Consider the following 25,127-nt stretch of genomic DNA (forward strand, 5'->3'; position numbering starts at 1 on the left):
AATGGCTTAACGAAAAGGCGTAAGATATTGTTTATACAAGATTTTTTAAATAAAAAGAGTTGCTAATGTTTAAAAAATAAACATTAGCAACAATTTTTCTACTATACCAATATCTAACCAAACTCTAATTCAACTTGCTCTTCACCCATAAAGGCAGTGAGTTCAGCAATGAGATCATCGTGAGGAGTAATATGCCATTCTACTCCTAAGGTCAGCATTGCTCGTCCTTTCTGGCTGTCATAATAGATATGAACTGGTGTTGTGCCTTGTGCATATGGGGTAATAATTTGTTTAAAACGATCGATAAAGTCTGATGTTAATTGCGTTTCCTTAATCGCAATCGCCAGGCTTTTTACAAATTTCTGCCGCATCTCTTCTAGTGTACTTACTTCTCTACCGATCATACGTACACCACCTGTAAAATCATCAGGTAACACTGAACCACTGACGACCAAAATTTGATCTTTATGAATTTTGCTTTCAAATTGCTCTAAAGGTTCACTAAATAACGTAATATCTAAACGGGCGGAACGATCATCTAAGGTTAAAATACCTAATTTTGTTCCTCGCTTAGTTAATACGGTGCGGAAATTTACCACCAAACCACTGACAGTCGTGCTTTCATTACGTCTAGTAATAGATACTTCAGAAATACGATTACTATAATGAGATAACTCCTTCAGATAACGGCTAATTGGGTGGCTACTTAAATATAAGCCTAGCGTTTCTTGCTCGCCATCCAACACCATTTTTTGAGTCCATTTTGGTGTATTGGCATAGGCTTGTTCTACTTCTTTAGGTGAACTCGTTAACACACCAAACATATCCGCTTGTCCAAGTGCTTCATCTTTAGCGTGTTGGTCTGAGGCTTTTAAAGCATCCTCTAAATTCAGGGCAATCGCTGCCCGATGCGGCCCTAACTTATCTAATGCCCCAGATTTGATCAGATTCTCTAACGCACGGCGATTGATTTTCTTTAAATCTATTCTGGCACACAGATCAAACACATCACGGAATAACCCACCATTTTCTCGAGCTTCAATAATATTTTCTATCGCTGCTTCACCAACACTTTTGATTGCCCCAATTCCATAAACGATTTCACCTCGTTCATTTACGCTGAAATGGTATTTTCCTGTATTAATATCAGGCGGTACGACTTTTAACCCCATACGTAAACTTTCATCATAAAAGTTAACGACTTTCTCGACTTTATCCATTTCAGAGGTCATTACCGCTGCCATAAATTCCGCAGGATAATGTGCTTTCAACCATAATGTTTGGTAAGACACTAACGCATAAGCCGCAGAGTGTGATTTATTGAAACCATAACCAGCAAACTTCTCTACCAAATCGAAAATTTTCATCGCCAGTTCGCCATCAACGCCGTTCTTAATTGCTCCTTCTTTAAATACTGAGCGTTGTTTTGCCATTTCTTCTGGTTTCTTTTTCCCCATCGCACGACGTAATAAATCCGCACCCCCCAGAGTATAACCCGCTAATACTTGGGCAATCTGCATCACTTGCTCTTGATAAAGAATAATTCCGTAAGTTGGATCCAAGATAGGTTTTAATGATTCATGTTGATATTCTGCATCAGGATAAGAAATTTGCTCCTCACCATGTTTACGGCGAATAAAGTTATCCACCATCCCTGACTGTAATGGCCCCGGACGGAATAACGCCACTAACGCAATAATATCTTCAAAACAGTCTGGTTTTAGGCGCCTAATCAGATCTTTCATACCTCGAGATTCTAACTGGAACACCGCCGTTGTTTGTGCATCCAGCAATAACTTAAAGGCTTTTTCATCATCAAGTGGAATATAGTGAATATCGATTTCTGGTTTTCCTTCACGACGCATACGTTCATTAATCATATCCACTGCCCATTGGATAATGGTTAATGTGCGCAAACCTAAGAAGTCAAATTTAACTAACCCCGCATACTCCACATCATTTTTATCAAAATGGGTAACTGGATGCTTCCCTTCGGCATCACAATAAATCGGCGAAAAGTCAGTAATCTTAGTTGGTGCAATTACTACACCTCCTGCGTGCTTCCCGGCATTTCGTGTTACCCCCTCCAACTTACGAGCCATATCAATCAGCTCTTTTACTTCCTCATCTGACTCATAAACTTCGGTAAGTTTCGGTTCGGCATCAAAGGCTTTTTGTAACGTCATTCCCGGATCGCCTGGAATAAGTTTTGCAATCCGATCCACAAAGCCATAAGGGTGACCTAATACACGACCTACATCTCGAATCACCGCTTTTGCTGCCATTGAACCAAATGTAATAATTTGCGATACCGCATCACGTCCATACATCTCTGCAACGTGTTCAATAACACGATCTCGCCCATCCATACAGAAATCGACATCAAAATCGGGCATTGATACACGTTCAGGATTTAAAAAACGCTCGAAGAGTAAGTCAAATTCCAAAGGATCTAGATCGGTAATTCTTAACGCATACGCAACTAATGATCCCGCACCAGATCCACGCCCTGGTCCTACGGGAATATTATTGTCTTTAGACCATTGTATGAACTCCATCACGATCAAGAAGTAACCTGGGAATCCCATCTGGTTAATCACGTTTAATTCTACTTCTAAACGTTGATCGTACTCCCCACGTCGTTGTTTTCTTATCTCTTCATCTGGGAACAGAATTGCCAAACGCTGTTCTAATCCTGTTTTGGCTTTTTGGATTAAAAACTCCTCTGTACTTAACTCACCTGTTGGGAATTGCGGTAGGAAATACTCACCTAAGCGGATTGTGACATTACAACGCTGAGCAATATACACTGTATTCTCAAGAGCTTCTGGTAAATCCGCAAATAACTCACACATTTCCGCCTCACTACGGAAATATTGTTGTGGCGTATAATTTTTTGGTCGGTTCGGATCATCCAAAGTTACAATATCATGAATCGCTACTCGAATTTCATGTGCTTCAAAATCCTGCTCACTGAGAAACATTACATCATTTGTCGCCACTAATGGAATTTGGTACTGTTCCCCTAATGCAGCGGCTAATTGCACATAACGGGCTTCATCATTACGACCGGTGCGACTCACAGCGAGATAATAGTGATTTGGAAAATATTGCCGATAAAAATCTAAGCAAGCTTCGGTAGCAATTTGATTATCACGTAATAAGAACTTACCCACATCACCATTCTTACCACCAGATAAAATAATGATGCCCTCAGCATGTTCAATTAACCACTCACGTTCAATAGTCGGATTATCTTTATAACCACGCTGGTAAGCTCGTGATAACAGTAAAGTAATATTTTGATAGCCTTGGTTATTTTTCGCCAATAACGTTAATTCAAAAGGTTCTTCTGGTAATTCGGGCGTATTGACTAATACATCTGCCCCTACAATCGGCTTAATGCCTTTACCTAATGCTGCACCATAAAAACGGACTAAACCACAAAAATTGGTAAAATCGGTCAATGCCATCGCTACCATCTGTTGCTTTGCACACTCATCTACTAACGCTTTTACTTTAGGTAAGCCATTGATCATAGAAAAATCACTATGGACACGTAGATGAACAAATTTTGGCGATGACATAATTTTTCCTAATAATTAATGCATTGATGGAGAAAAGTAATGCGACAATACAATCTGTATTTACTGTATTTACCGCATCTGATAGATCATGAATTATAGATTAAAGAAGAGTTTTTCTCTGTTCCATTTTTCTACGGTAAATGTCTTGATAGTTAATGCATGAATTGCATTACTAGCAAGATGTTCCATTAATGGAGCATAAATTAATTGTTGTTGTTTCACACGAGAGAGATCAGCAAACTTATCACTTACTGCAATCACATCAAAGTGGGCATTTTCCCCACGTACATAAACCTCATCTAAGCCAAGTTCTTGCTTTAATAATTGTTCAATCTCTTTTGGTTCCATAATCAATTTATCCTATTGTTTTATATATTTTGCTAACCACTCTTTTAATGAAAATAACGCTGCCAAATTTAAACACTGTTCAGGTACATTAACTAAGCAAACTTGTTCTAATGGATTGAGCATTAATAACTCCGTTAATAATGCAAAACCAGCAGAATCAATATGACTGATTGCCTTTAAATCCCAGATAATTTTTTGACAAGATGATAATTGTGCATTTTGTGATAGTACAAAATGTTGACGTTGCTGCCATAACAGCAACAACGTATGTCGATTTAACACGCCAATTAAAGATACTGTTGCTTGTTCCGCTTTTGTATCTAATTGCCAATCCAGTTGCATGGTATTCATCTTATTTCTTATCTAAAGTCACAGGCAAACTGGCTGATTTTTCAATTTGTGCAGTCAATGCTTCAATTCCTTTTTGGCGTAAAACACCGCTCCATTCATTTTTCTTGGTTTCTACCATACTGACGCCTTCCGCAGCCATATCATACGCTTGCCATTCATTTGTTTTTGTATTTTTACGCCATTTAAAATCTAATTTTATCGGTGCAGCACCATTATTTTGTTCCACTACTACACGGATATTCACAATATTTTTTCCTTCTACTGATTTTTCAGGTTCAATAATCACCTTTTGACCATTATAGAAAGTTAAAACTTGTGCATAAGATTGTTCAATAAAATTACCAAACGCAGTAAAAAATGCATTTCTTTGTTCTGCTGTTGCAGTTTTAAAATAGTTTCCTAACACTAATGAACCTGCATATTTTACGTGTACATACGGCATTAAATCTTGTCTAACGATAGTACGTAAATAGTTAGGATTTTTCTTAATTTGGCTTTGATTTGCTGTAATATCTGCAAATAACTTATCTGATGCTTGTTGCATTAATTGATAAGGATTTTGCTCTGCCATTGCAAATACACTGGTCAATATTAAACCCAGCGTTAATACAATTTTTGCCATTTTTTGCATATAACGTTTTAACATTTTTCGCTCTCCTCTTATCTATTTTCACTTATTTAGTTTCTTCTGGTGTTTCACTTGATTTTTTATCCCCATACAGGAATTGTCCAATCAGATCTTCTAACACCATTGCAGATTTTGTATCCGTAATTTTACTGCCATCTTTTAACATTGGTGTTTCACCATCATCAAACCCAATATTCAACGCAATGTATTGTTCACCTAACAACCCTGCGGTTTTAATCGAAAGTGAACTGTTATCTGGAATTTGATTATATTTTTCATCAATCGCTAATGTGACTTGTGGCAAATAAGTTTGTGCGTCCAATTCAATATCACTGACTCGCCCTACAACTACCCCACCAATTTTCACTGGTGCCCTGACTTTTAGCCCGCCTATATTATCAAAAGTTGCGGTAACACGATATGTTTGTGACTCACCAAAGCTATGTACATTTGCTACCCGTAAGCCAAGAAAAACTAAAGCACCAATTCCTAATAATAGAAACAATCCAACCCAAAATTCGTACTTCACACTATTTTTCATATACTATCCTTATCTCTTTGCTGATCTCGCAATTAATTTCCACCAAACATTAATGCGGTCAAAATAAAATCTAAACCTAATACGACTAAAGATGCTTGTACCACTGTTTTTGTGGTTGCTTGGCTAATGCCTTCTGATGTTGGCATTGCGTTATAACCATTAAATAAAGCTATCCACACCACACTTACCGCAAAAAATAGGCTCTTAATGATGCCATTGCCAATATCTTTTCCCCAAACAACAGCATTTTGCATAACTGACCAAAAGCTACCACTATCTACGCCTTTCCAATCCACACCTACCAGTGAGCCGCCCCAGATACCAACTGCCGTAAAAATCAATGCTAATAAAGGCATTGCAATCATTCCCGCCCAAAATCGAGGCGCAATAACTCGCCGTAATGGATTTACTGCCATCATTTCAAGCCCGGATAACTGTTCTGTTGCTTTCATTAAGCCAATCTCAGCAGTTAATGCCGAACCAGCTCGTCCTGCAAATAATAGTGCTGTCACCACAGGACCTAACTCACGTAACAGGGATAATGCAACTAATTGTCCCAAACTGGTTTCAGCCGAGAAATCCACTAAAATTACATAGCCTTGCAAGCCTAATACCATACCAATAAATAGGCCTGATAAAACAATAATTAATAGTGATTGAACACCTAACACATATAATTGTTTAACGACTAAAGGAAAGTTTTTTCTAAATTGTGGTTTTCCAACTAGTGCACCATATAACATTAATCCCGACTTACCCAGAGTACGTATCCAACGTACACCATATTGTCCAAGTCGTTCAATTATCGTTATTTTCACTGAAATAACTCCTCTTCATAATCTTGTGCTGGATAATGGAATTTTACCGGTCCATCCGCTTGCCCAGATAAGAATTGAATCACTCTAGGATCTTGGCTCGCTTTTAATTGCTCTGGCGTACCTTCTGCAATGATTTTTTGTTCCGCCACGATATAGCCATAATCCGCAATACTTAATACTTCTGTCACATCATGTGAAATTACGATTGAGGTCAGATCCAGCGTTTCATTCAATTTTTTTATTAAATCAACAATCACGCCCATACTGATCGGATCTTGCCCTGTAAATGGCTCATCATACATAATTAAATCTGGATCTAACGCTATCGCCCGAGCGAGTGCTGCACGGCGTGCCATACCGCCTGATAATTCATTTGGCATTAACTCTGCTGCACCTCGCAATCCCACAGTTTCTAATTTCATTAGTACCATTTTACGAATAATTGATTCCGGCAATTTCGTATGTTCACGAATTGGGAAGGCCACATTTTCAAATGTCGTCATATCCGTAAATAAGGCACCTGATTGAAATAGCATCCCCATTCTTTCTCTAACTTCATACAATTCTTTCATTGATAGACTGCAAATATCTTGTCCATCTAATAAAATTTGTCCTTGTTCGGGAATTAATTGGCCACCAATCAATTTTAACAACGTGGTTTTACCAATTCCTGAAGGCCCCATAATTGCGGTAATTTTTCCTTTTTCAATTTTTAAATTCAGGTTGTTATAGATGGTTCTTTCACCACGTTTAAAGGTTAAATTTTTAACTTCGATAAGAATATCCTGCATCGTTTTGTTGCCTTCTCCTATCCATCGTAAATGCGTTATTCTAACAGAATATCGTGACTTGTTGAAAAATACCTCATTTATAGCGATTTTATGATATGATCCGCCAGCTAAATGTTTCCAAAAAAAGGTAAATGATTTATGTCCATTCGTTGGAATATAGTACTCTCAATTATCGCACTGGCATTATTGGCATGGCTCTATTCTTTACAACAAACTACTGTGCCAGTATTAACCAAAAAAGCCTCCGATCCTGAATATATTGCTAAACAAATGACCACTATTGTTTATGGTCCAACTGGCACAATTCAGTATCAAGCTGCATCTGATAATGTAGATTATTTTAATGATGATAAAGCGATTTTTACCCAGCCTATTCTCTATGTTTATGACGAAAATGAAGTAAAAACATGGCGATTACAGGCGGATAAAGCCATTTTGCAAGATAAAGATCAATTAACGCTACAAGGCAATGTGAAATTACAAAGCCTACAAAAAGAATCTAAATTACAAACAATCGATACGGAGCAGGCTTTTGTCAATTTAACGACACAAGATATAACATCTGATACAATGGTGACCCTCACTGGTCTAAATTTTACCAGTAATGGCAAGGTATTAGACGGTAATCTGCAAAAACAAACTGCGACCCTAAAAGAACAGGTTAAAACGTACTATGAAATCAAAAACTAATTTAACTGTACTTGGTTTACTCACTTTATTTGTAAGTTATTCTGCTATCGCCTTAACCGGTGATTCTGAACAACCAATTAATATTGAATCTAATAACCAATCGCTTGATTTAACCAGTAATGTTGTGACTTTTACTGACAATGTTGTGATTACACAAGGTAGTGTGAAAATTAATGCAGATAAAGTTGTCATTACTCGCCCAAGTGAAAAAGAAAAATCTGAGAATAAAAAAGAAACCGTTGATGCGTTTGGCGCACCAGTAAAATTTCAACAAAAATTAGATAATGGCAAGATGGTTTATGGCAATGCCAATAAAGTTCATTATGATTTAGGAAAAGAGTTTTTAACTTTAATTGGTAATGCCCAACTTAAACAAGAGGATAGCCGGATTAATGGTGATCTCATTACCTATGATGTAAAAAAACAACAATTAAAAGCAAATGGTAATGGTACTTCTCGTGTCAAAACAATTTTAATTCCGAACCAACTTAAAACAAATTAGAGCATATTATGTCTGTTTTATCCGCTGAACATCTAAGCAAAAGTTATAAAGGCCGTTCTGTGGTCAATGGAGTTAGTTTAACAATTAACTCTGGTGAGATTGTCGGTCTATTAGGACCAAATGGTGCAGGAAAAACAACTACTTTCTATATGGTGGTTGGTTTAATTAGCCATGATGAAGGTAAAATTACGATTGATAATCAAGATATCAGTCGTTTACCAATGCATCAACGTGCAAAACAAGGTATTGGTTATCTACCACAAGAGGCTTCTATTTTTCGTCGTCTGTCAGTCTATGATAATTTAATGGCTGTATTGGAAATCCGCAAAGACTTAACCAAAGATCAGCGTATTGATGAACTTGAACGGTTACTCGATGAATTTCATATTAGCCATATCAAAGATAATTTAGGGCAATCACTCTCTGGTGGTGAACGCCGTCGTGTCGAAATTGCTCGTGCATTAGCCGCTAATCCAAAATTTATTTTATTAGATGAGCCTTTCGCCGGCGTTGACCCAATTTCCGTATTGGATATTAAAAATATTATCCAAGCATTACGTGACCGTGGTTTAGGCGTATTAATTACTGACCACAATGTTCGTGAAACCTTAGACGTTTGTGAGCGTGCTTATATCGTTAGCGAGGGTAAAATGATTGCTAGCGGATCGCCACAACAGGTTTTAGCCGATGAACACGTTAAACGCGTTTATCTCGGTGAACATTTTAAACTTTAATTTTTCACTCGTTATTGATCGTATGAAAATCACTGAATTTCTTAAAAAAGAAAATATTCGTACCGGTTTACTTTGTTCCAGTAAAAAACGTGTTTTTGAATTAATCTGTAATATTGTTTCATCACAAACAGAAGAGCAAGAAACTAGCTGTTTTGAAGCAATTTGTCATCGAGAAAAAATGGGAAATACCGGATTAAATAATGGTATTGCGATTCCCCATGCTAAATTAGCCGTTGGTGATAAGCCGATTGCTGTATTTTTGCAATTAGATACCCCGATTAAATATGATTCTGCAGATCATCGAGATGTTGATTTAATTTTCGCGATTTTAATCCCTGAAGATTGTTGTCCAAGCTGTTCACCATTATTACCTTATCTTGCTGAATGTTTCTCAGATAAGAATTTATGTAAACAGTTACGTTTAGCAAAAAGTCCTGATGAAGTCTGGTCTATATTTCTTGCACATGATCACATTGAAGTAGTTGAAGAAGCAAAAGAAAGCGAGCAAACTACAGATTATTAGCAGTGTTATCAAACAGTGGAGGGTATCATGGATCTTGTCATTATTAGTGGTCGTTCTGGTGCAGGAAAATCTATTGCATTACGTGCTTTGGAAGATATTGGTTATTACTGCATTGATAATCTCCCTCTTTTTTTGATTCCACAATTAATCGAAAAACTAGCTACGAGCCAACAAACTATTGCGATCAGCGTTGATATTCGTAATATTCCGCTACAACCGCAAGAATTAGAAACAACGCTTGATCAACTACCACAATCTTGCAATACCAAGATTATCTATTTAGATGCTGATCGTAATACCTTAATTCGCCGTTATAGTGATACTCGCCGCGTTCACCCGCTTTCTAAAGATAACCTTTCTCTTGAAGGCTCTATTGACTTAGAAAAAGAACGCTTAGAACCACTATTTCAGCACGCAAATTTTGTGATTGATACTACAAATCTTTCAACCCATCAGCTTGCGGAAAAATTACGTGAATTCGTTCGTGGTACAGCGAATAAAGATTTACAAATTATTATTAAATCTTTTGGCTTTAAATACGGTATTCCTCAGGATGCTGATTATATTTTCGATGTGCGTTTTTTACCGAATCCTCACTGGGAAGCAAAATTACGCCCTTTAACCGGTTTAGATCAACCGATTATCGATTTCTTACGCCAATTTGATGTAGTACGCGAATTTCTCTACTCTACTCGTAGTTATATTGAAACTTGGTTACCTTTATTAGAACAAAATAATCGTAGTTACCTTACGATTTGTATCGGTTGTACCGGTGGTAAACATCGTTCCGTTTATATTGCACAACAGCTTGCTGACTACTTTCAAGCAAAAGGAAAAAATATTAAAATTCAACACAATTCCTTAATTAGGCAAGAACACAAACATTCAACAACGACTGATTAACTATAATTCAGCGAATGTGTAGCTCAGTTGGATAGAGCAACCCCCTCCTAAGGGGTAGGTCGGCGGTTCAAATCCGCCCACGTTCGCCATTAATCTATTCTCACTAATCCTATGACTGAACAAGACCAGAAATTTATGCAATATGCCCTCACTTTAGCAGATAAAGCTGCTGCAATGGGGGAGGTTCCTGTTGGGGCGGTGTTAGTGGATGAACAAGGTAATATTCTTGCTGAAGGTTGGAATCAATCAATTACACTTTCTGATCCCACAGCACACGCCGAAATTATCGCTTTACGCCAAGCAGGACAGAAAATACAAAACTATCGGTTATTAAACACCACTCTCTACGTAACATTAGAGCCTTGCCCGATGTGCGCTGGCGCTATTTTGCATAGCCGCATAAAACGTTTAGTATTTGGTGCAATGGATTATAAAACCGGTGCTATCGGTTCTCGATTTCATCTCTTTGAAGATTACCGAATGAATCACGTAGTAGAAATTACAGCAGGTGTTTTAGCTGAACAGTGTAGTAATAAAATTAGCCAATTTTTTCAGCAACGCCGAGAGCAACAAAAACTTGCTAAAGCAACTGCATCAATAGTTACTCAAAATAATAATTAATAACCATTACCCAACCAAATTGACTTTCATATAACAAATTATTATTAATAACCTTACTACTCATATGTGAATTATCGTTTATAATATGCGGCCTGAATGTTTCACTAAATTAGGTTTCATAGGTTAAATTATGTGTCAATTATTGGGAATGAATTGTAATACCCCGACCGACATCGTGTTTTCCTTTGAAGGGTTCCGTCGTCGTGCAGGGATTACAGATTGCCATTCGGATGGCTTTGGTATTGCTTTTTTTGAAGGCAAAGGTGTACGTGTATTCCGTGATGATAAGCCTTGTAGCTCATCACCAATCGCAGATTGTGTGAAACAATATCACATTAAATCACTTAACGTGATTGCACACATTCGAAAAGCGACACAAGGTGATGTTAACCTTGAAAATACCCACCCATTCATGCGTGAAATCTGGGGTGAAAATTGGGTATTTGCTCATAATGGTAATTTAAAAACTTTACCTGATTTATCAGATTGCCGGGCTCAACCTATTGGTTCAACCGATTCAGAAGCCGCTTTCTGTTATATGGCAGAATATCTAAAACGTCGTTACCATCGTAAACCAAGCGAAGATGAAATTTTTAATGCGGTCTATGAAGTCACAAAAGAATTATCACAATTAGGCACATTTAATTTTATCTTGTCTAATGGGCAATTTATGATGGCACATTGCTCTACTTTTTTACATTACCTCACTCGTAAAGCACCTTTTGGTAAGGCTTTCCGTGTTGATGATGATAGTTTTATTGATTTTAATGATTACGCTAAACCAGGCGATAAAGTCACCATTATTTCTACCCAACCTTTAACCAAAAATGAACTTTGGACAAAAATGGAACATGGTGGTTTTGTGATGTTCAAAGATGGTGAAAAAGTTAAAGAAATCTTAGGTGAAGCAAAACAGATCGAAGATGATGGTACATTAGGCAATATGAAAATTGCTTAATATTATTACTCTACCCACATAATTAACCTAATTAACAGGTATCTAAATTTCTCAAGATACCTGTTTATTTAAAAATTCCTCTTATCCTCTGCACAAATTCTTTTTATACTGCTTTCAATCCATTCCTTTTTTAACGTTTGTTGATATGAAAATTGAAGTTTGTGTTGATAATTTAGAATCCGCTTTGATTGCAGAAAGCGCTGGTGCGGATCGGATTGAACTGTGTGCTGCCTTGCCACTAGGCGGTATTACGCCATCTTATGCATTAATCAAAACTGTGATTGAACAACTCACCATTCCCGTACACGTTATGATCCGCCCTCGCGCTGGTGATTTTTTGTTTACACCACAAGAACAACAAATAATGCTAACTGATATTGAAATCGCCAAACAACTCGGTGCACCAAGCGTAGTTATTGGCGCGTTAACTGAGCAAGCTCAAATCGATTTAATACTAGTTAAACGCTTAATTCAGTCCGCGAAAGGTATGGGAATTACTTTCCACCGCGCGTTTGATTTATGCAGTGATCCTTACCTTGCACTGCAACAACTCATTGATTTAGGTTGCCAACGAGTACTTACCTCAGGTTTAGCTACAACCGCAGAACAAGGAATACACTGTTTAGCTAACTTAGTTCATCAAGCAAATCATCAAATTACAATTATGGCAGGCGCAGGTATCACTGCTAATAATGCCGATAAAATCGCCCAACAAACAGGAATAACTGAATTACATTTATCTGGTAAAAGTTATCACCCAAGCAAAATGCAATCTGAACATATCCAAGCAATTATGGGACAAGACGCCAACACTGATACGCAATTATTAGTAACAGATTTTAATAAAATCGCTACAGTAAGAAGGTTATTTCCTATTTGATTTTATGCTATATAGTTATAATCTTTAAGTTAAGAATTAATAAGTTTCCTACTAATACATTGATTAACCTCAATAAAAAATAGCTGGCTAAACAGCACAGCTATCTTGATTAACGCAATGAAATTGATTGTTCTCGTTACTTACCATGGATAATTTCAGCAACTTCTACTTTACGATTTTCATAACGAGAACGGGTACAAGCATCCGCTGTAGCAATCGCTGCACGAGCAGCTTCACCGGTAAGCAATTTTTCAAACTCTGCTGATGGTTTCATACCATGCATAATATCATTAAGGTATTTCATCTCTTTTTTCATCACAGAACTTAACCATAATGGTGTGCGTTTACCTGGGTGACCATATTGGATTGCGCCATCCATTTCTGTACCTGTATAAATACGAGTACGGTCATCATCCTCTTCTTGTGTTTCATGGATTAAGAAATGAGTTTCTTGCCCATCTACACGCAATGTACCACCACAATGATACATATCGAGTTTAATAGCACCTTTTTCGCCTTGAATTAACACATAATGTTCTCCCCAACGGAAAGCAGACCCCCACTCTAATACAGCAAATCGTCCATCTTCAAATTCCATATTTAGGAATAACATATCATCTTCATCACCAAATTGTTCGCCTTGATGTGCAACATTGCCGGCTGTCATCGTCACTGTTTTTGGCATTCCTCCCATTAAAAACTGTACACAGTCTAATTCATGGATATGGTGATACAGGTGGCCACCTGATTTTGCTCTAATTTTTTTCCAAGAAATGCTTGGCTGTACATCTTCCCAACCATTACGTGCCGTATGGCAATATAAAACTTTACCAATAACCCCTTGATTAATCAGTTCTTTTGCGTGATGTACCCCATTAAAGAAGTTCATAATGTGCCCAGCCATAAAGATTACACCATTCTCTTCACAAGCACGCACCATCTCATCACAATCAGCATAACTTAATGCAATTGGTTTTTCGCAAAATACGTGTTTTTTATGTTTTGCTGCTAACAAGACAGGCTCTTTATGCAAATAATTTGGTGTAGCGACAATCACACAATCTACGTCTTCACGACACACTAACGCTTCTAAGCTATCAGCAGCATCACAATTCAATTCTGCTGCAATCGTCTTACCATTTTCTGGGTCATAAACCACCGTAACTTTTGCATCTTCATTCTCATTCATAAAACGAGCTAAATCCGCACCAAAATAACCTACACCAACAACGCCATATTTCACCATTTTTATACTCCTTGAGGATATTCAATCTAAATTCATTTGCTTATTTCACGGATCCTTCTGATAATCCACCAGCTATCTTATTTTGGATAAAACAGAAGAATAATACTGAAGGAAGAACCACTAAGACTGAAGCTGCCATCATATCGCCCCAATCTAAAATCTCTGCGCCATTTAATGAACGTAATGCCACGGCTACCGTCATTTTGCTGGTATCATTGACTAATATCAGCGCATAAAGGAATTCATTCCACGCATTGATAAAAGTGTAAATTGCAGTTGCTACAATACCGGGTGCAACAAGTGGCAAGACAATCTTGAAAAACACTGTAAATTTATTTGCCCCATCTATTTTTGCAGCCTCTTCTATTTCAATTGGTACTGTTTGAAAGAAGCCCACTAATAACCACACCGCATATGGCACACTGAATGAAAGGTAAACAATAACTAAGCCCAATGTAGTATTTGTTAATCCAACTTTTGCCATTACAATTGAATAAGGAATTGCCAGTAAAATTGGTGGAAAAATATAGGTAGTAATCAATACCTTAGACATAACTCTCCCTAATTTGGGGAAGAAACGTACAATCCCATAGGCTGCCATTGCTGAAATCACAGTCGCAATTAATGTTGTACTAAGAGCAATCACCAAGCTATTTTTGATGTTGATAATAAAATTTAAGTCATAAATCACATGGCGGTAATAATCCAACGTAAATACTTTTGGCCAGAAACTCGTTGGATCACCAGTTAATTCACCTTTCCCTTTAATTGATGAAATAATGATCCAGACAAGAGGGAATACCGCAATTACTGTTACTATCATCAAATAGGCGTGCGAAATGACATCACCGAGGATCGATTTTTGCTTTTTCATGAATGTGCTCCTTCTTTTTCCCAACGGCTAATGACTTTGAAATAGATGAAACAGACTAGTAACAAGAAAATGAATAACAACACAGTAACCGCTGAAGAACGTCCTAACATTTTTGTACCCCATCCCATGTTGTACGCTAAGATCGGAATCGTCATTGTTGAGTTTGCTGGACCACCACCAGTCATTAAATAGATAATGTCAAAGTTGTTAAACACCCAAACCGTTCTTAATACGACTAATAACCCAACAACGACTTTAATATGAGGCAATGTGATATGGCGGAATACTTGCCATGCATTTGCGCCATCAATCCGAGCTGCTTCATATTGTTCTTGTGGTACGGTTTGTAAGGCAGAAAGCACATTCACCATAATTAATGGTGCACCAAACCAGATATTAACAAACACTAAACTCACAAAAGCCCAAGTGCTATCTGATAAGAAATGTGGCGCAACATCCATTAGGCCAAGTTTGACAATGATATTAGGTAAATAACCATAGACACCATTTAAAATCCATTGCCATGAAAAGGCGATAACAATCGTTGGAAATGCCCATGGAATAATAAGTAGAATTTTATATAACCACTGCAAATGACGGATTCGATTCAACGCCATAGCTAGTGAAAAGCCGACAAGAATTTGCCCTATTAAAGAAAAGACAGTCCATTTAATAGAATTTAAAAATGCCCACCAAAATGTTGGATCTCCTAATACCGCCCGATAATTATCGAATCCTACAAATTTGTAGTACGGCATAATCAAGTTTTTATTGGTAAAGCTATAAAAAATGCTTGATAAAAATGGGTACACAAAAAGTGTAGAAACCACAATTAATGCAGGTAGTACAAAAATCCATCGGGTATAGTTTTTTGCAATCACGAACCCTCCCCTTCCCATTTTAATGGGAATGAAAAATCATCAAATCATTATTAGTTAGAAGGTGGGGTGTTATTCACCCCACTTTATCGACTATGGTGCAACCATTTCAAACAACTCATTTAGTTGTTTTTCGGCTCTTTCCGCAGCAACTTTTGGATCTGTACCATTCGCCACAATGTCTTGGAACATTGCTTCAATAATGTGTTGATTGGTTAATAGACCTCCTTGTACTGTTGGTCCGTGTTCATATCCAATCGCAGTTCCTTTTTCTACCGCAGCAGAAATAACCTCTTCTGCATGGCTAAATTGTTTCACCATTGGGTTATTTGCATAGGCAGGATCATCCGAAATTCCCTTAATCGCTGGCAACATTCCTACTGGTACAGATTGTAAGAATTTAATATAACGATCTTTTTGATATAGTGTTTCAATAAAGGCTTTACTAATTTCAGGATGTTTTGAGGTTTTCCATACAACGAGAGGGACATTCGAGGTTTCAATACCACGTTCTGGATCATTGGCATTAATTTTTGGCATTGGATAAGCATCAATCTCGCCTAATAATTGTGGTGAATTCGCTTTTACCCCACCGATTTGGAATCCAGAGTTAAAATCAAATGCGGTTTTACCTTGATAATAGAGGGTAGCTTGTTTTAATACATCATAATTGATTGCATCTTTTGGTGAAGTTTCTTTGTACATTTTCACCCAATATTTGATGCCTTCTTGAGCTAATGGACTAGTTAAATCAGCTTTTAAGTCTTTTGTTAATAAACTACCGCCACCACTTCTTACATAAAAATTTAAGAAACGTGTTGCCATAAAATCATTTGTTCCCATTGGAACTGATAACCCATAAACACCATCTTTTGTTAATACTTTTGCAGCATGATAAAGTTCATCCCATGTCTTTGGCACTTCAAGATTATGTTTTTTCAATAAATCCTTACGAATCCACATAACTTGAGCATGGGAATAAAGTGGTAAAGAATAATTTTTACCTTTGACTGTACCTTCATTAATGGCAGCTTCAGAGAATTTGTCACGACCAATTTTATCAACTAAATCATTGATCGGTAATAACGCACCAACATTAATCATTTCAACCACTTGGTTTGGTAATGCTGTACTCATATCTGGTACATTGCCTGAAGCAAAACCCGTTGTCCATTTAGTGTAGAAGTCATTCCAGGAGAACGTTTCTATCTTAATTTTTACTTTTGGATGCTCTTTCATAAATTCATTCGCAGCCTCTTGAATCACTTCTAAACGAGGACCTTGGGTAAATGAATGCCAAACAGTGATATTTCCTGCAAGTTCTGCAGCTAAAGCATTACTACTAAAGACACTAGTACTTAAAACTACTGATGCACCAACCGTTAAAAGAGTTTTTAATTTCATAAAATGCTCCTTAATAAGAGAAAATTTAGAGAAGTGATTGCTCAGTTTCAGGATCAAAGAAATGTGCACGTTTCATATCAAACGCTAAACTAATACTTTGTCCCATTTTGATTTGCTGCCGAGAATGTACGATAGCTTTAATGCTTTGCTGCCCCACATCAAGATGCACAATATATTCAGCACCTAATAATTCAGCCACATTGACAGGTGCTGTAATCATTGCCTTTTGGTAACTCCCTAATAGCAATGGTTCGTTAGAAATATTTTCTGGTCTAATTCCTAAAATAACGTGTTTACCCTCCCAGCCACGCTGTTCTAACTCAGTATAATATTCTTCAGGAATACTCAAGCTATAACCATCTTCCGTAATAAAATTGCCTTGCTGAACACGTCCACGTAAAAAATTCATCGTTGGTGCACCAATAAAACCAGCAACAAACAGATTATTCGGATGATCATAAATTTCTTTTGGTGAACCGATTTGTTGTACAACCCCAGCACTCATTACCACAATCCTATCTGCCATCGTCATTGCTTCTGTTTGATCATGGGTTACATAAACGGTAGTTGCATTCAATTTATTATGAATTCTGATAATTTCAGCACGCATATTACTGCGTAATTTTGCATCTAAATTAGAAAGTGGTTCATCCATCAAGAATACTTTCGGCGAACGAACAATTGTGCGACCTAACGCCACACGTTGTCTTTGCCCGCCCGATAAGGCTTTTGGCTTACGATCCAATAAGGCTTCTAATCCTAAGATTCTTGCAGCCTCTTTTACTTTTCGATCAATTTCTGTTTTATCAACTTTGCGTAGCTTTAAAGCAAACGCCATATTTTCATAAACTGTCATATGTGGATAAAGAGCGTAAGATTGGAACACCATCGCAATATCACGATCTTTTGGTTCGACATCATTCACCAAACGATCATCAATATAAAATTCCCCTTCTGAAATATCTTCTAATCCAGCAATCATTCGTAATGTTGTTGATTTCCCACAACCAGAAGGACCAACTAATGCAATAAACTCTTTATCTGCAACTTCTAAGTTGAAATCTTTTACTGCTTCAAAGCCATTGCTATAACGTTTGTAAATGTGACTTAACGATAGTGTTGCCATAAGCCTTCCTTTTATCTATATCGCTCAATATTTAACTGACAAGTTATAAAAAATGAGCTACTATTTACACAACCAAGAGATAAGACATCAGATGTCTTAAATTTAGAGATATGATGTCTTGTTTTGAATAAAATTTCTGCGATTAAGATCACAAAAATGAAAAAATTGGCAAAAAAAGCATCAAATTTAGCACTGCAAGAAGAAATTAAGCAGTTAATTCTGTCTAGAGGATTAAAAGCTGGCGACCTTATGCCTACGGAAAATGAGCTAATGACTCATCTTAATGTTAGCCGTTCTAGCTTGCGAGAAGCCGTTAAATCATTAGAAGCATTACATATTTTAGATATTCATCATGGCGTTGGCACTTTTATTAGTGAGTCCTCTTTGACCCCTATGATCCAAAGTCTTGCTTTTCATACCCAGCTACATTTGCAAGACAATATGAAATATTTATTGGATATTTTAGACGTACGTGAAATTTTACAATATGGTTTTGCACCGCTTGCTATTGCGAAAATTAGTGATCAAGAGGTTGATGCTTTACAAGAATTAAGCCTACAAATGAAGCAACGAGCAAGAGATGGCGAATATTCCACCGAGATAGAATACCAAATTCACTTACAAACCTATCAAGCGATTAAAAACCCTTTATTATCACAATATCTAGATGCTTTTTGGCAAATATTCCAATTACAAGAGGATAATTTGCCCGCTTCATCACTTACGCCAGAACAAATTGCGTTAAGTTATCAAGAGTGGGTTGATGCTGTAGAAGCGCGAGATATAAATCGCTTTCAGCATAGTGTTTTGCTCTATTTTCGTCATTTACGTCAACGAATTAATCCATAGGAGTGTTTATGAAAGATCTCAAGATTGCTTTAGTCGGCTGTGGATTTTTTGGACAACAACTTGCTGCTGTATTCTCTCAAGCATCAACTAAGCTGGTTGGTGTTACCGATTTACAAATTGGGTTAGCACAAGATCTCGCCAGTAAATATGATTCTACTGCTTATGCCGATCTCCCTAGCTTATTAGCTCAACAATCTGTTGATTTGGTATTAATCGCCACTTATAACCACAGTCATCGTCAAATTGCTGAAATTGCACTTCAACATGGCTGTGCTGTTTTTGTTGAATCTCCATTTACTATTACTCTGAATGATGCGGATGCCTTATTACAACTTGCAAAACAACAACAAACGACTATTTTTGTTGGTCACTGTTTGCGAGTGTTACCTGGATTACAGCAAGCAAAACAGATAATACAACAACAAAAATTAGGAAAAATTACTGTTGTACGTGCGAATCGTCAGCGTTGGCTTGATCCTATTTTTCAGCCAAATTGGTGGAAAAATGATATTCAACTCACTGGTGGTAAATTATTTCACGAAATCCATGAGCTTGATTTATTAGGATGGCTTGTCGGTGAAGTAGAGTATGTTTTCGCACAATCGACTAATCGAGCCCATTTAGAAACACCCGATCACCACGATATCATTCAACTCTTATTACAATTTAAAAATGGGGTATATGGTTCCTTAGAAATGGGGTCTGCTTATCATCTCTCTAAGTGGGATATTACTATCCATGGTGAACTCGGTTCTATGTTGATTAATTTTTTTACTTCCAGTGTTACCATTTCATTTGCTAATGGTCATCGCCAACAATTTAATATGTATGATGAATTTGAAGCGGATCTTTCTTTACGTGAAAGCAGCAAAGGCATTCAGAAATATGGCCAGCCAAATGAGCGTTGTCCTTATTGGCTCACTCGTGCGATTGAATTAGAAGCTGATAGCGTTCTAACCCATTTACAGCAACAACAGCCGAGTGTACTTTGTGAATTACCTGCTAGAGCAATTTGTATCGCCAGTGCAGCAACGCAATCAATCAAAAATAAAACACTTACTGCGGTAAAATACTGTAACGAATAACAATCTAAAAATACAAAAAGCTGTCAGAGTATCAGCCACTGACAGCTTTTTATATGTAAAATTGGTATCAGAGCATTCCTACCACAATCGCAATAAATACCCACATCCCAAAATAATTATTATTTAAAAAAGCTTTAAAGCAAGCTTCACGCGCACGTAATTTAGTCATTTTACATTGATAAATGAAATGTGCAGCAGCAATGGCTAGCACAATAAAATACCCTGTATTTAACTCTTTCTCTTGCCCCAGATAAATTAGTAGCAACAAAGCGATAAATTGAAGTAACGCAATGATTTTATTGTCATATTCTGCAAATAAAATTGCAGTCGATTTTACGCCAATACGCAAATCATCATCACGATCCACCATCGCATATTGTGTATCGTATGCAATCGTCCACGCTAAATTAGCCAGAAAGAGAATCCAACAATCTAATGGTAAGCCTGACAAAGTTGCGCCATACGCCATCGGAATTGACCAACCAAACGCTGCACCTAAAAAGAGTTGTGGTAAATGAGTATAGCGTTTCATAAATGGGTAGATAAACGCTAATAAAACCGCAATAACCGATAACCCAATGGCATAGAAATTTAACTGTAATACTAATAAAAAGGAGCAAAAAACTAAGACAAAAAATAGAATTTTTGCTTCTAATTCGGTTACAGCACCTGTTGCCAGAGGGCGTTGTTTAGTACGTTTAACTTGTCCATCAATATGACGATCCGCATAATCATTAATGACACATCCTGCTGAACGCATAAAGACAACGCCTAATACGAAGATTAATAAAATTTTAAGATCAGGAAAACCACCTTTTGCTAGCCATAAAGCCCACAAAGTTGGCCATAATAACAATAAAGAACCAATTGGTTTATCTAAACGCATTAACTGCGCATAACTTACCAATTTTGCAGAATGTATAGCTCCAATCATGATTGATAAGGACAGACTTTTACTACTAAATTACTATTTTCTACTAATGAGGCGACTTCACCTGGTAATGGGCGATCTGTAAAGAGGTAATCAAACATTGTAATAGGCCCTAAACGCACCATTGCTCGACGCGAGAATTTAGAATGGTCAGTCACTAAAATACTGGTACGAGAACTTTCAATAATTGTGCGTTTTACTTGGACTTCATGATAGTCATAGTCTAATAAAGAGCCATCATGATCAATCGCACTAATTCCCAAAATACCAAAGTCTAAACGGAATTGGGAAATAAATTCCATGGTCGCTTCACCAATAATTCCACCATCAGGACGTAGACCACCACCAGCAATAATAATTTGGAAACTCTCTTTCTCCATTAGAATATGAGCTGCATTTAGGTTATTGGTCACAATGCGTAAATTTTCATGATTCAATAAAGCACGTGCGACAGCTTCCGCTGTTGTACCAATATCAATAAAAAGAGAAGAACCATTAGGAATTTGTTCAGCGACACATTTTGCTACCCAATCTTTTTCTTGGCATAACAATGTCTTACGTGAGGCATAATCACTATTTTCTGAAGTGGATGGTGAGGCTGCTCCCCCATGATGACGGCGAATTTCATTTTTTGCCGCTAATTCATTTAAATCTCGTCGAATTGTTTGAGGACTGACATCTAATTCTGCAACCAACTCTTCAGTACTGATATAACCGTGCAATTTGACTAATTCGATAATACGGTTATGGCGTATTGCTTGTTTCATAACTACCTCACGTTAAGTGGCTATTCGCTGTCATTCTACTAAAAATCACTATCTTTTCATTAAATTTTTGTGAAAAATCATCATGATTTATGTTTATGATAGAAAAGATTTACCCCGGCTAAAAAGCATCCACTTAATAATCCTGCAATATGTGCACTATTTCCCATAGATAATCCAATTAAAGAAGAAAAGAATCCACTTACAATCCCAATAATCAGAAACCAACTAAACCCTGCTGGTACAACAAAATGCTTTGATCGATCAAATTGACTCTCAACCCAGACATATCCGAGTACAGCATAAACCACACCAGACAAGCCAAAGAATGCAGGACCAGATGCAAAATATTGTGCAAATCCGCTCACTATCCCAGAAAAGAGATAGATAAATAAAATGGTTTGAATCCCTTGATAACGCTCAATCAATCCCGCAAAAATCCACCACCATAATAGATTAAATAATAGATGAGCAAAGGAAAGGTGTACTAAGGTATGCGACAAATAACGCCAAATTTCTGTAACCTGAAATGGCAACTCTGGAAAATGGAAATAAACGAAGATTTCTTCACTATTAATCAATGTCCCGCCATAAATTCCAACACATAATAATGTAATCAAAAAAGTGAATTTTGCAGACAATATTTGTTGCCAATGAAATTGAGCAAATACCTGAGAAAAGGGGGTAATAATTTGTTTAAAAGAAAGTGTAGAACCATTTTGCCATTCTACTTGATTAAATTCCGCATCATTAGGATTTTGTATAAATCGTTCTGCAATAGGCTGTATTTGTTCAATGACTTGCGGTGAATCTTCGACGAGAAATAGATGAAAATATTCGTTTTCTTGTTGGATTTCAATTTGATACTGATATTGCTGCTGAATGATTTGTTGAAAGCGTTTCGCTAGTGCGATTTGCGTACTACTAAAAAGATAATGCATTTGGCTAATCCTAGAGGTGAACTATAAAATCCGTTATACTGTTGTTCACCATTTTTACTAATTTATGATGATGTATGCGCAAAAAAAATAATTTTCCCGAAGGCTTTTCTAAATTTTCTTGGGCAATCGCTATTTTTTGTATTCCAGCTTTATTATGGCCTTTATCTTTATTACTTTCTCCTAGTTTAAAACAGAATCCAAATTTAAGTGAAATGGCGTTCACTAATATGTCGATTTTTATGTGGAGCTATCCATTACTCTTATTCATCTTAGCTCGCATCATTTATAAATTACATCAGCGTAAACCTAAATTTGCTGCCTATGTATTGGCTATCTGTTTTATCTTATTTTATCTTGCTGTGTTACTTATTGCAGTCTATGTTTTTCAGGCTTAATTAAGGAACTCAATCATCTGTTTAAAAGCAGCTATTCTCACAGCATCTGTTTCAAACATAATTTCGTGTTTAGCACCCGCAATTTCAATAATCTGCGCAGAAGGTGAACAAGCAAAGAGTTTATTCACCTTCTTAGTAGAAACAATAGATTCTTCCCCTGATTGCAAAATTAATACTGGAATCTGAATTTTAGTCACTAATTTAGGCAATCTCTTAAATGCCATAATAATCCGATGAACCCAACCAAAAGTAGGCCCACCTAATCGAATTTCTGGATAGCGTGCCGCCATTTTATTCATAAAATTTAATCTTGCTGCACTATGCGTTAAATCTGTCGTGGCAATATCCGCTGGTTTATATGGCCCTTTAGTAAAAATATAGCGTCCAGAGAATCCAAACAATACCATTAACATAACAACAATTTCATCTCTTAATGCGGTTTCTTCACGCAATCCAAGAAAAGGGGAGGATAAAATCACTTTATCAATATTATGTGGATAAGTCGCTAAATAGTATGTTGCTAATAATCCCCCCATTGAGTGGGCAAATAATACCTGTTGCTGGTAAGACTTTTGTTGCAGAATATGTTGAATCACCAAATCCATATCATCAATATAATAACGGAATTCATCAATATAGCCTTTATGCTTATCCGCTAATAAACGAGATGAAAACCCTTGTCCCCGATGATCAAATAATAAAACATCATAGCCTTGCTGATAAAAGTCGTAACCAATTTCACTCCATTTAGCAATATTCTCCCCACGACCATTTACCAAAATGATCAATTTTGTATGCGTTGGATTCACTAAATAACGATAAGCTAATTGTTGTTTGGCATTTGCAGCTAAGTAATTAATAGGAAATTGTTCTACAAAAGGTAATAACTCTTGTTCTACAAATTGATCAAATTGGTCTTCTCTTGGCAACAGCATGATAATCTCAAATATGACTTAACAACGATATAATTTATTGTATCTTGGCTAAAAACATAGATACAAATAAAGCCCAGCGTCATAGTATAAAAAATATGACTAGCTGAGCCAAGATTATTACTGTAATTCACCTGAATTACTTTTTATATCATCTAAATGTATTTTATTTCGCAAATAATTTTATTAAATGTGCTTTATATTCAGCGATATGCTGATCCACATTTGGATTTTTGATTACATCATTACAAATAAATGTTGGTAATGCGCTAATACCTAAAAATTCATTCGCTTTTCTGAAATGGAGATATACCCCATCGACGCCCTTGCCTTCAAAAAAATCACCTTCACGCTCAAAAGCCTCAATTGGCGCATTCCAAGTTAAAGACAACATATGTTGGCGACCTTGCAATAACCCACCTGTACCATACCCCTCAGTTGGATTAACACGGTGACGACCATCGCTTTGATAAAGTTTACCATGACCAAATGTGAAAACTTCATCAATATATTTTTTCACAATCCATGGTTCCCCCATCCACCAACCAGGCATTTGCCAGATAACAACATCCATCCAAACAAATTTTTCAACCTCTTGTTCAATATCATAACCAGCATCAATTACGGTTTCTTTTACGTCATGCCCTAATGCGACTAAAGTCTCTTTTGCTGTATTATGCAAAGTTGTATTTAATTGTCCTTGAGAATGGCCAAATGCCTTGCCACCATTGAGTAATAAAATTTTCATTTAACCCTATCCTTATTTTAATATTTTACAAAGAAATCTTTTCTTTTTCCCAAAAACAAGACCCGCCTAAAAAGACGGG

28 protein-coding genes and 1 tRNA gene are annotated in these 25,127 nt (G+C 36.8%); 12 read left to right on the top strand and 17 right to left on the bottom strand.

What is annotated here, in order from left to right; all coding sequences use genetic code 11:
- Positions 1-113: 113 nt before the first annotated feature.
- From dnaE to QV06_RS09215, 7 genes are all read right to left on the bottom strand, one after another.
- Complete coding sequence (gene dnaE / locus QV06_RS09185; protein ID WP_065237881.1) at positions 114-3,587, bottom strand: DNA polymerase III subunit alpha; 3,474 nt, start codon at positions 3,585-3,587, stop codon at positions 114-116.
- 93 nt (positions 3,588-3,680) lie between these two features.
- On the bottom strand, positions 3,681-3,935 hold the full coding sequence (locus QV06_RS09190; RefSeq protein WP_065237882.1) for a BolA family protein: 255 nt from the start codon (positions 3,933-3,935) through the stop codon (positions 3,681-3,683).
- A 12-nt stretch (positions 3,936-3,947) separates the two neighbouring features.
- Positions 3,948-4,286, bottom strand: a complete 339-nt coding sequence (locus QV06_RS09195; RefSeq protein WP_065237883.1) for an STAS domain-containing protein — start codon at positions 4,284-4,286, stop codon at positions 3,948-3,950.
- A 1-nt stretch (position 4,287) separates the two neighbouring features.
- The gene (gene mlaC, locus QV06_RS09200; protein WP_065237884.1) at positions 4,288-4,932 is read right to left on the bottom strand and encodes a phospholipid-binding protein MlaC; all 645 of its coding nucleotides are present in this window, start codon (positions 4,930-4,932) and stop codon (positions 4,288-4,290) included.
- Positions 4,933-4,960: 28 nt separating this feature from the next.
- On the bottom strand, positions 4,961-5,455 hold the full coding sequence (gene mlaD, locus QV06_RS09205; RefSeq protein WP_065235224.1) for an outer membrane lipid asymmetry maintenance protein MlaD: 495 nt from the start codon (positions 5,453-5,455) through the stop codon (positions 4,961-4,963).
- A 32-nt stretch (positions 5,456-5,487) separates the two neighbouring features.
- On the bottom strand, positions 5,488-6,273 hold the full coding sequence (mlaE, locus tag QV06_RS09210) for a lipid asymmetry maintenance ABC transporter permease subunit MlaE (protein ID WP_065235223.1): 786 nt from the start codon (positions 6,271-6,273) through the stop codon (positions 5,488-5,490).
- Positions 6,270-7,064, bottom strand: coding sequence for an ATP-binding cassette domain-containing protein (locus tag QV06_RS09215; RefSeq protein WP_065235222.1), 795 nt, complete (start codon positions 7,062-7,064; stop codon positions 6,270-6,272). Before QV06_RS09215 ends, mlaE begins: the two co-directional genes overlap by 4 nt.
- A 138-nt stretch (positions 7,065-7,202) precedes the next feature.
- On the opposite strand from QV06_RS09215, the gene lptC reads away from it, so the two are divergent.
- The 9 genes from lptC to QV06_RS09260 all read left to right on the top strand — a co-directional run bounded on the left by lptC (position 7,203) and on the right by QV06_RS09260 (position 12,875).
- Positions 7,203-7,754, top strand: coding sequence for an LPS export ABC transporter periplasmic protein LptC (gene lptC / locus QV06_RS09220; protein WP_065237885.1), 552 nt, complete (start codon positions 7,203-7,205; stop codon positions 7,752-7,754).
- The gene (lptA, locus tag QV06_RS09225; RefSeq protein ID WP_065237886.1) at positions 7,738-8,256 is read left to right on the top strand and encodes a lipopolysaccharide transport periplasmic protein LptA; all 519 of its coding nucleotides are present in this window, start codon (positions 7,738-7,740) and stop codon (positions 8,254-8,256) included. The genes lptC and lptA overlap by 17 nt, the downstream gene beginning before the upstream one ends.
- Before the next feature lie 8 nt (positions 8,257-8,264).
- Positions 8,265-8,990 (top strand): LPS export ABC transporter ATP-binding protein, encoded by a 726-nt coding sequence (gene lptB, locus QV06_RS09230; RefSeq protein WP_065235219.1) that lies wholly within the window; start codon positions 8,265-8,267, stop codon positions 8,988-8,990.
- Positions 8,991-9,012: 22 nt separating this feature from the next.
- Positions 9,013-9,513 (top strand): PTS IIA-like nitrogen regulatory protein PtsN, encoded by a 501-nt coding sequence (gene ptsN / locus QV06_RS09235; RefSeq protein ID WP_065237902.1) that lies wholly within the window; start codon positions 9,013-9,015, stop codon positions 9,511-9,513.
- A gap of 27 nt (positions 9,514-9,540) precedes the next feature.
- Positions 9,541-10,416 carry an RNase adapter RapZ gene (gene rapZ / locus QV06_RS09240; RefSeq protein WP_065235217.1) on the top strand — a complete coding sequence of 292 codons (876 nt, stop codon included), beginning with the start codon at positions 9,541-9,543 and terminating at the stop codon, positions 10,414-10,416.
- Between the two features lie 12 nt (positions 10,417-10,428).
- Positions 10,429-10,505, top strand: a tRNA-Arg gene (locus tag QV06_RS09245).
- Between the two features lie 22 nt (positions 10,506-10,527).
- Entirely contained in the window at positions 10,528-11,037 is a 510-nt protein-coding gene (tadA, locus tag QV06_RS09250) for a tRNA adenosine(34) deaminase TadA (RefSeq protein ID WP_065237887.1), read from the top strand.
- A gap of 130 nt (positions 11,038-11,167) precedes the next feature.
- Positions 11,168-11,995 (top strand): class II glutamine amidotransferase, encoded by an 828-nt coding sequence (locus QV06_RS09255; RefSeq protein WP_065237888.1) that lies wholly within the window; start codon positions 11,168-11,170, stop codon positions 11,993-11,995.
- 145 nt (positions 11,996-12,140) lie between these two features.
- The gene (locus QV06_RS09260; RefSeq protein ID WP_065237889.1) at positions 12,141-12,875 is read left to right on the top strand and encodes a copper homeostasis protein CutC; all 735 of its coding nucleotides are present in this window, start codon (positions 12,141-12,143) and stop codon (positions 12,873-12,875) included.
- Between the two features lie 136 nt (positions 12,876-13,011).
- On the opposite strand, the gene QV06_RS09265 is transcribed toward QV06_RS09260, so the two are convergent.
- The 5 genes from QV06_RS09265 to QV06_RS09285 all read right to left on the bottom strand — a co-directional run bounded on the left by QV06_RS09265 (position 13,012) and on the right by QV06_RS09285 (position 18,403).
- A complete protein-coding gene (locus tag QV06_RS09265; RefSeq protein ID WP_065237890.1) occupies positions 13,012-14,121 on the bottom strand; it encodes a Gfo/Idh/MocA family protein in 1,110 nt (369 codons plus the stop codon).
- Between the two features lie 40 nt (positions 14,122-14,161).
- Positions 14,162-14,995 (bottom strand): carbohydrate ABC transporter permease, encoded by an 834-nt coding sequence (locus QV06_RS09270; RefSeq protein WP_065237891.1) that lies wholly within the window; start codon positions 14,993-14,995, stop codon positions 14,162-14,164.
- On the bottom strand, positions 14,992-15,876 hold the full coding sequence (locus QV06_RS09275) for a carbohydrate ABC transporter permease (protein WP_245174275.1): 885 nt from the start codon (positions 15,874-15,876) through the stop codon (positions 14,992-14,994). Before QV06_RS09275 ends, QV06_RS09270 begins: the two co-directional genes overlap by 4 nt.
- 90 nt (positions 15,877-15,966) lie before the next feature.
- Positions 15,967-17,277 carry an ABC transporter substrate-binding protein gene (locus tag QV06_RS09280; protein ID WP_065237893.1) on the bottom strand — a complete coding sequence of 437 codons (1,311 nt, stop codon included), beginning with the start codon at positions 17,275-17,277 and terminating at the stop codon, positions 15,967-15,969.
- Positions 17,278-17,302: 25 nt separating this feature from the next.
- The gene (locus QV06_RS09285; RefSeq protein ID WP_065237894.1) at positions 17,303-18,403 is read right to left on the bottom strand and encodes an ABC transporter ATP-binding protein; all 1,101 of its coding nucleotides are present in this window, start codon (positions 18,401-18,403) and stop codon (positions 17,303-17,305) included.
- A 156-nt stretch (positions 18,404-18,559) separates the two neighbouring features.
- On the opposite strand from QV06_RS09285, the gene QV06_RS09290 reads away from it, so the two are divergent.
- Together QV06_RS09290 and QV06_RS09295 are read left to right on the top strand one after the other, a co-directional pair.
- Positions 18,560-19,252, top strand: a complete 693-nt coding sequence (locus QV06_RS09290; protein ID WP_065234688.1) for a FadR/GntR family transcriptional regulator — start codon at positions 18,560-18,562, stop codon at positions 19,250-19,252.
- An 8-nt stretch (positions 19,253-19,260) separates the two neighbouring features.
- Positions 19,261-20,337: a Gfo/Idh/MocA family protein gene (locus tag QV06_RS09295; protein WP_065237895.1), complete on the top strand. Its 1,077-nt coding sequence runs from the start codon at positions 19,261-19,263 to the stop codon at positions 20,335-20,337.
- Between the two features lie 67 nt (positions 20,338-20,404).
- Here QV06_RS09295 and ubiA read toward each other — a convergent pair whose 3' ends face one another.
- From ubiA to QV06_RS09310, 3 genes are all read right to left on the bottom strand, one after another.
- Positions 20,405-21,271: a 4-hydroxybenzoate octaprenyltransferase gene (gene ubiA, locus QV06_RS09300; RefSeq protein WP_065237896.1), complete on the bottom strand. Its 867-nt coding sequence runs from the start codon at positions 21,269-21,271 to the stop codon at positions 20,405-20,407.
- Positions 21,268-22,035 carry a DeoR/GlpR family transcriptional regulator gene (locus QV06_RS09305; protein WP_065237897.1) on the bottom strand — a complete coding sequence of 256 codons (768 nt, stop codon included), beginning with the start codon at positions 22,033-22,035 and terminating at the stop codon, positions 21,268-21,270. The genes ubiA and QV06_RS09305 overlap by 4 nt, the downstream gene beginning before the upstream one ends.
- Before the next feature lie 80 nt (positions 22,036-22,115).
- Positions 22,116-22,973, bottom strand: a complete 858-nt coding sequence (locus tag QV06_RS09310; protein WP_065237898.1) for a rhomboid family intramembrane serine protease — start codon at positions 22,971-22,973, stop codon at positions 22,116-22,118.
- Between the two features lie 74 nt (positions 22,974-23,047).
- On the opposite strand from QV06_RS09310, the gene QV06_RS09315 reads away from it, so the two are divergent.
- Positions 23,048-23,368, top strand: a complete 321-nt coding sequence (locus QV06_RS09315; protein WP_065237899.1) for a DUF5389 family protein — start codon at positions 23,048-23,050, stop codon at positions 23,366-23,368.
- Here QV06_RS09315 and QV06_RS09320 read toward each other — a convergent pair.
- Positions 23,365-24,297 carry an alpha/beta hydrolase gene (locus QV06_RS09320; RefSeq protein ID WP_167348604.1) on the bottom strand — a complete coding sequence of 311 codons (933 nt, stop codon included), beginning with the start codon at positions 24,295-24,297 and terminating at the stop codon, positions 23,365-23,367. The genes QV06_RS09315 and QV06_RS09320 overlap by 4 nt on opposite strands.
- A 169-nt stretch (positions 24,298-24,466) precedes the next feature.
- Entirely contained in the window at positions 24,467-25,048 is a 582-nt protein-coding gene (locus QV06_RS09325; RefSeq protein WP_065237901.1) for an NAD(P)H-dependent oxidoreductase, read from the bottom strand.
- Between the last annotated feature and the right edge of the window lie 79 nt (positions 25,049-25,127).

It is taken from the genome of Gallibacterium genomosp. 3 (genome assembly GCF_001678475.1).
Taxonomy (GTDB): Bacteria; Pseudomonadota; Gammaproteobacteria; order Enterobacterales; family Pasteurellaceae; genus Gallibacterium; species Gallibacterium faecale.

What these genes read in the sequence shown, in the direction of transcription:
- dnaE (WP_065237881.1), bottom strand. Translation starts at nt 3,587, where the DNA reads ATGTCATCGCCAAAATTTGTTCATCTACGTGTCCATAGTGATTTTTCT.
- QV06_RS09190 (WP_065237882.1), bottom strand. Translation starts at nt 3,935, where the DNA reads ATGGAACCAAAAGAGATTGAACAATTATTAAAGCAAGAACTTGGCTTA.
- QV06_RS09195 (WP_065237883.1), bottom strand. Translation starts at nt 4,286, where the DNA reads ATGAATACCATGCAACTGGATTGGCAATTAGATACAAAAGCGGAACAA.
- mlaC (WP_065237884.1), bottom strand. Translation starts at nt 4,932, where the DNA reads ATGTTAAAACGTTATATGCAAAAAATGGCAAAAATTGTATTAACGCTG.
- mlaD (WP_065235224.1), bottom strand. Translation starts at nt 5,455, where the DNA reads ATGAAAAATAGTGTGAAGTACGAATTTTGGGTTGGATTGTTTCTATTA.
- QV06_RS09215 (WP_065235222.1), bottom strand. Translation starts at nt 7,064, where the DNA reads ATGCAGGATATTCTTATCGAAGTTAAAAATTTAACCTTTAAACGTGGT.
- lptC (WP_065237885.1), top strand. Translation starts at nt 7,203, where the DNA reads ATGTCCATTCGTTGGAATATAGTACTCTCAATTATCGCACTGGCATTA.
- lptA (WP_065237886.1), top strand. Translation starts at nt 7,738, where the DNA reads ATGAAATCAAAAACTAATTTAACTGTACTTGGTTTACTCACTTTATTT.
- lptB (WP_065235219.1), top strand. Translation starts at nt 8,265, where the DNA reads ATGTCTGTTTTATCCGCTGAACATCTAAGCAAAAGTTATAAAGGCCGT.
- ptsN (WP_065237902.1), top strand. Translation starts at nt 9,013, where the DNA reads ATGAAAATCACTGAATTTCTTAAAAAAGAAAATATTCGTACCGGTTTA.
- rapZ (WP_065235217.1), top strand. Translation starts at nt 9,541, where the DNA reads ATGGATCTTGTCATTATTAGTGGTCGTTCTGGTGCAGGAAAATCTATT.
- tadA (WP_065237887.1), top strand. Translation starts at nt 10,528, where the DNA reads ATGACTGAACAAGACCAGAAATTTATGCAATATGCCCTCACTTTAGCA.
- QV06_RS09255 (WP_065237888.1), top strand. Translation starts at nt 11,168, where the DNA reads ATGTGTCAATTATTGGGAATGAATTGTAATACCCCGACCGACATCGTG.
- QV06_RS09260 (WP_065237889.1), top strand. Translation starts at nt 12,141, where the DNA reads ATGAAAATTGAAGTTTGTGTTGATAATTTAGAATCCGCTTTGATTGCA.
- QV06_RS09265 (WP_065237890.1), bottom strand. Translation starts at nt 14,121, where the DNA reads ATGGTGAAATATGGCGTTGTTGGTGTAGGTTATTTTGGTGCGGATTTA.
- QV06_RS09270 (WP_065237891.1), bottom strand. Translation starts at nt 14,995, where the DNA reads ATGAAAAAGCAAAAATCGATCCTCGGTGATGTCATTTCGCACGCCTAT.
- QV06_RS09280 (WP_065237893.1), bottom strand. Translation starts at nt 17,277, where the DNA reads ATGAAATTAAAAACTCTTTTAACGGTTGGTGCATCAGTAGTTTTAAGT.
- QV06_RS09285 (WP_065237894.1), bottom strand. Translation starts at nt 18,403, where the DNA reads ATGGCAACACTATCGTTAAGTCACATTTACAAACGTTATAGCAATGGC.
- QV06_RS09290 (WP_065234688.1), top strand. Translation starts at nt 18,560, where the DNA reads ATGAAAAAATTGGCAAAAAAAGCATCAAATTTAGCACTGCAAGAAGAA.
- QV06_RS09295 (WP_065237895.1), top strand. Translation starts at nt 19,261, where the DNA reads ATGAAAGATCTCAAGATTGCTTTAGTCGGCTGTGGATTTTTTGGACAA.
- ubiA (WP_065237896.1), bottom strand. Translation starts at nt 21,271, where the DNA reads ATGATTGGAGCTATACATTCTGCAAAATTGGTAAGTTATGCGCAGTTA.
- QV06_RS09305 (WP_065237897.1), bottom strand. Translation starts at nt 22,035, where the DNA reads ATGAAACAAGCAATACGCCATAACCGTATTATCGAATTAGTCAAATTG.
- QV06_RS09310 (WP_065237898.1), bottom strand. Translation starts at nt 22,973, where the DNA reads ATGCATTATCTTTTTAGTAGTACGCAAATCGCACTAGCGAAACGCTTT.
- QV06_RS09315 (WP_065237899.1), top strand. Translation starts at nt 23,048, where the DNA reads ATGCGCAAAAAAAATAATTTTCCCGAAGGCTTTTCTAAATTTTCTTGG.
- QV06_RS09325 (WP_065237901.1), bottom strand. Translation starts at nt 25,048, where the DNA reads ATGAAAATTTTATTACTCAATGGTGGCAAGGCATTTGGCCATTCTCAA.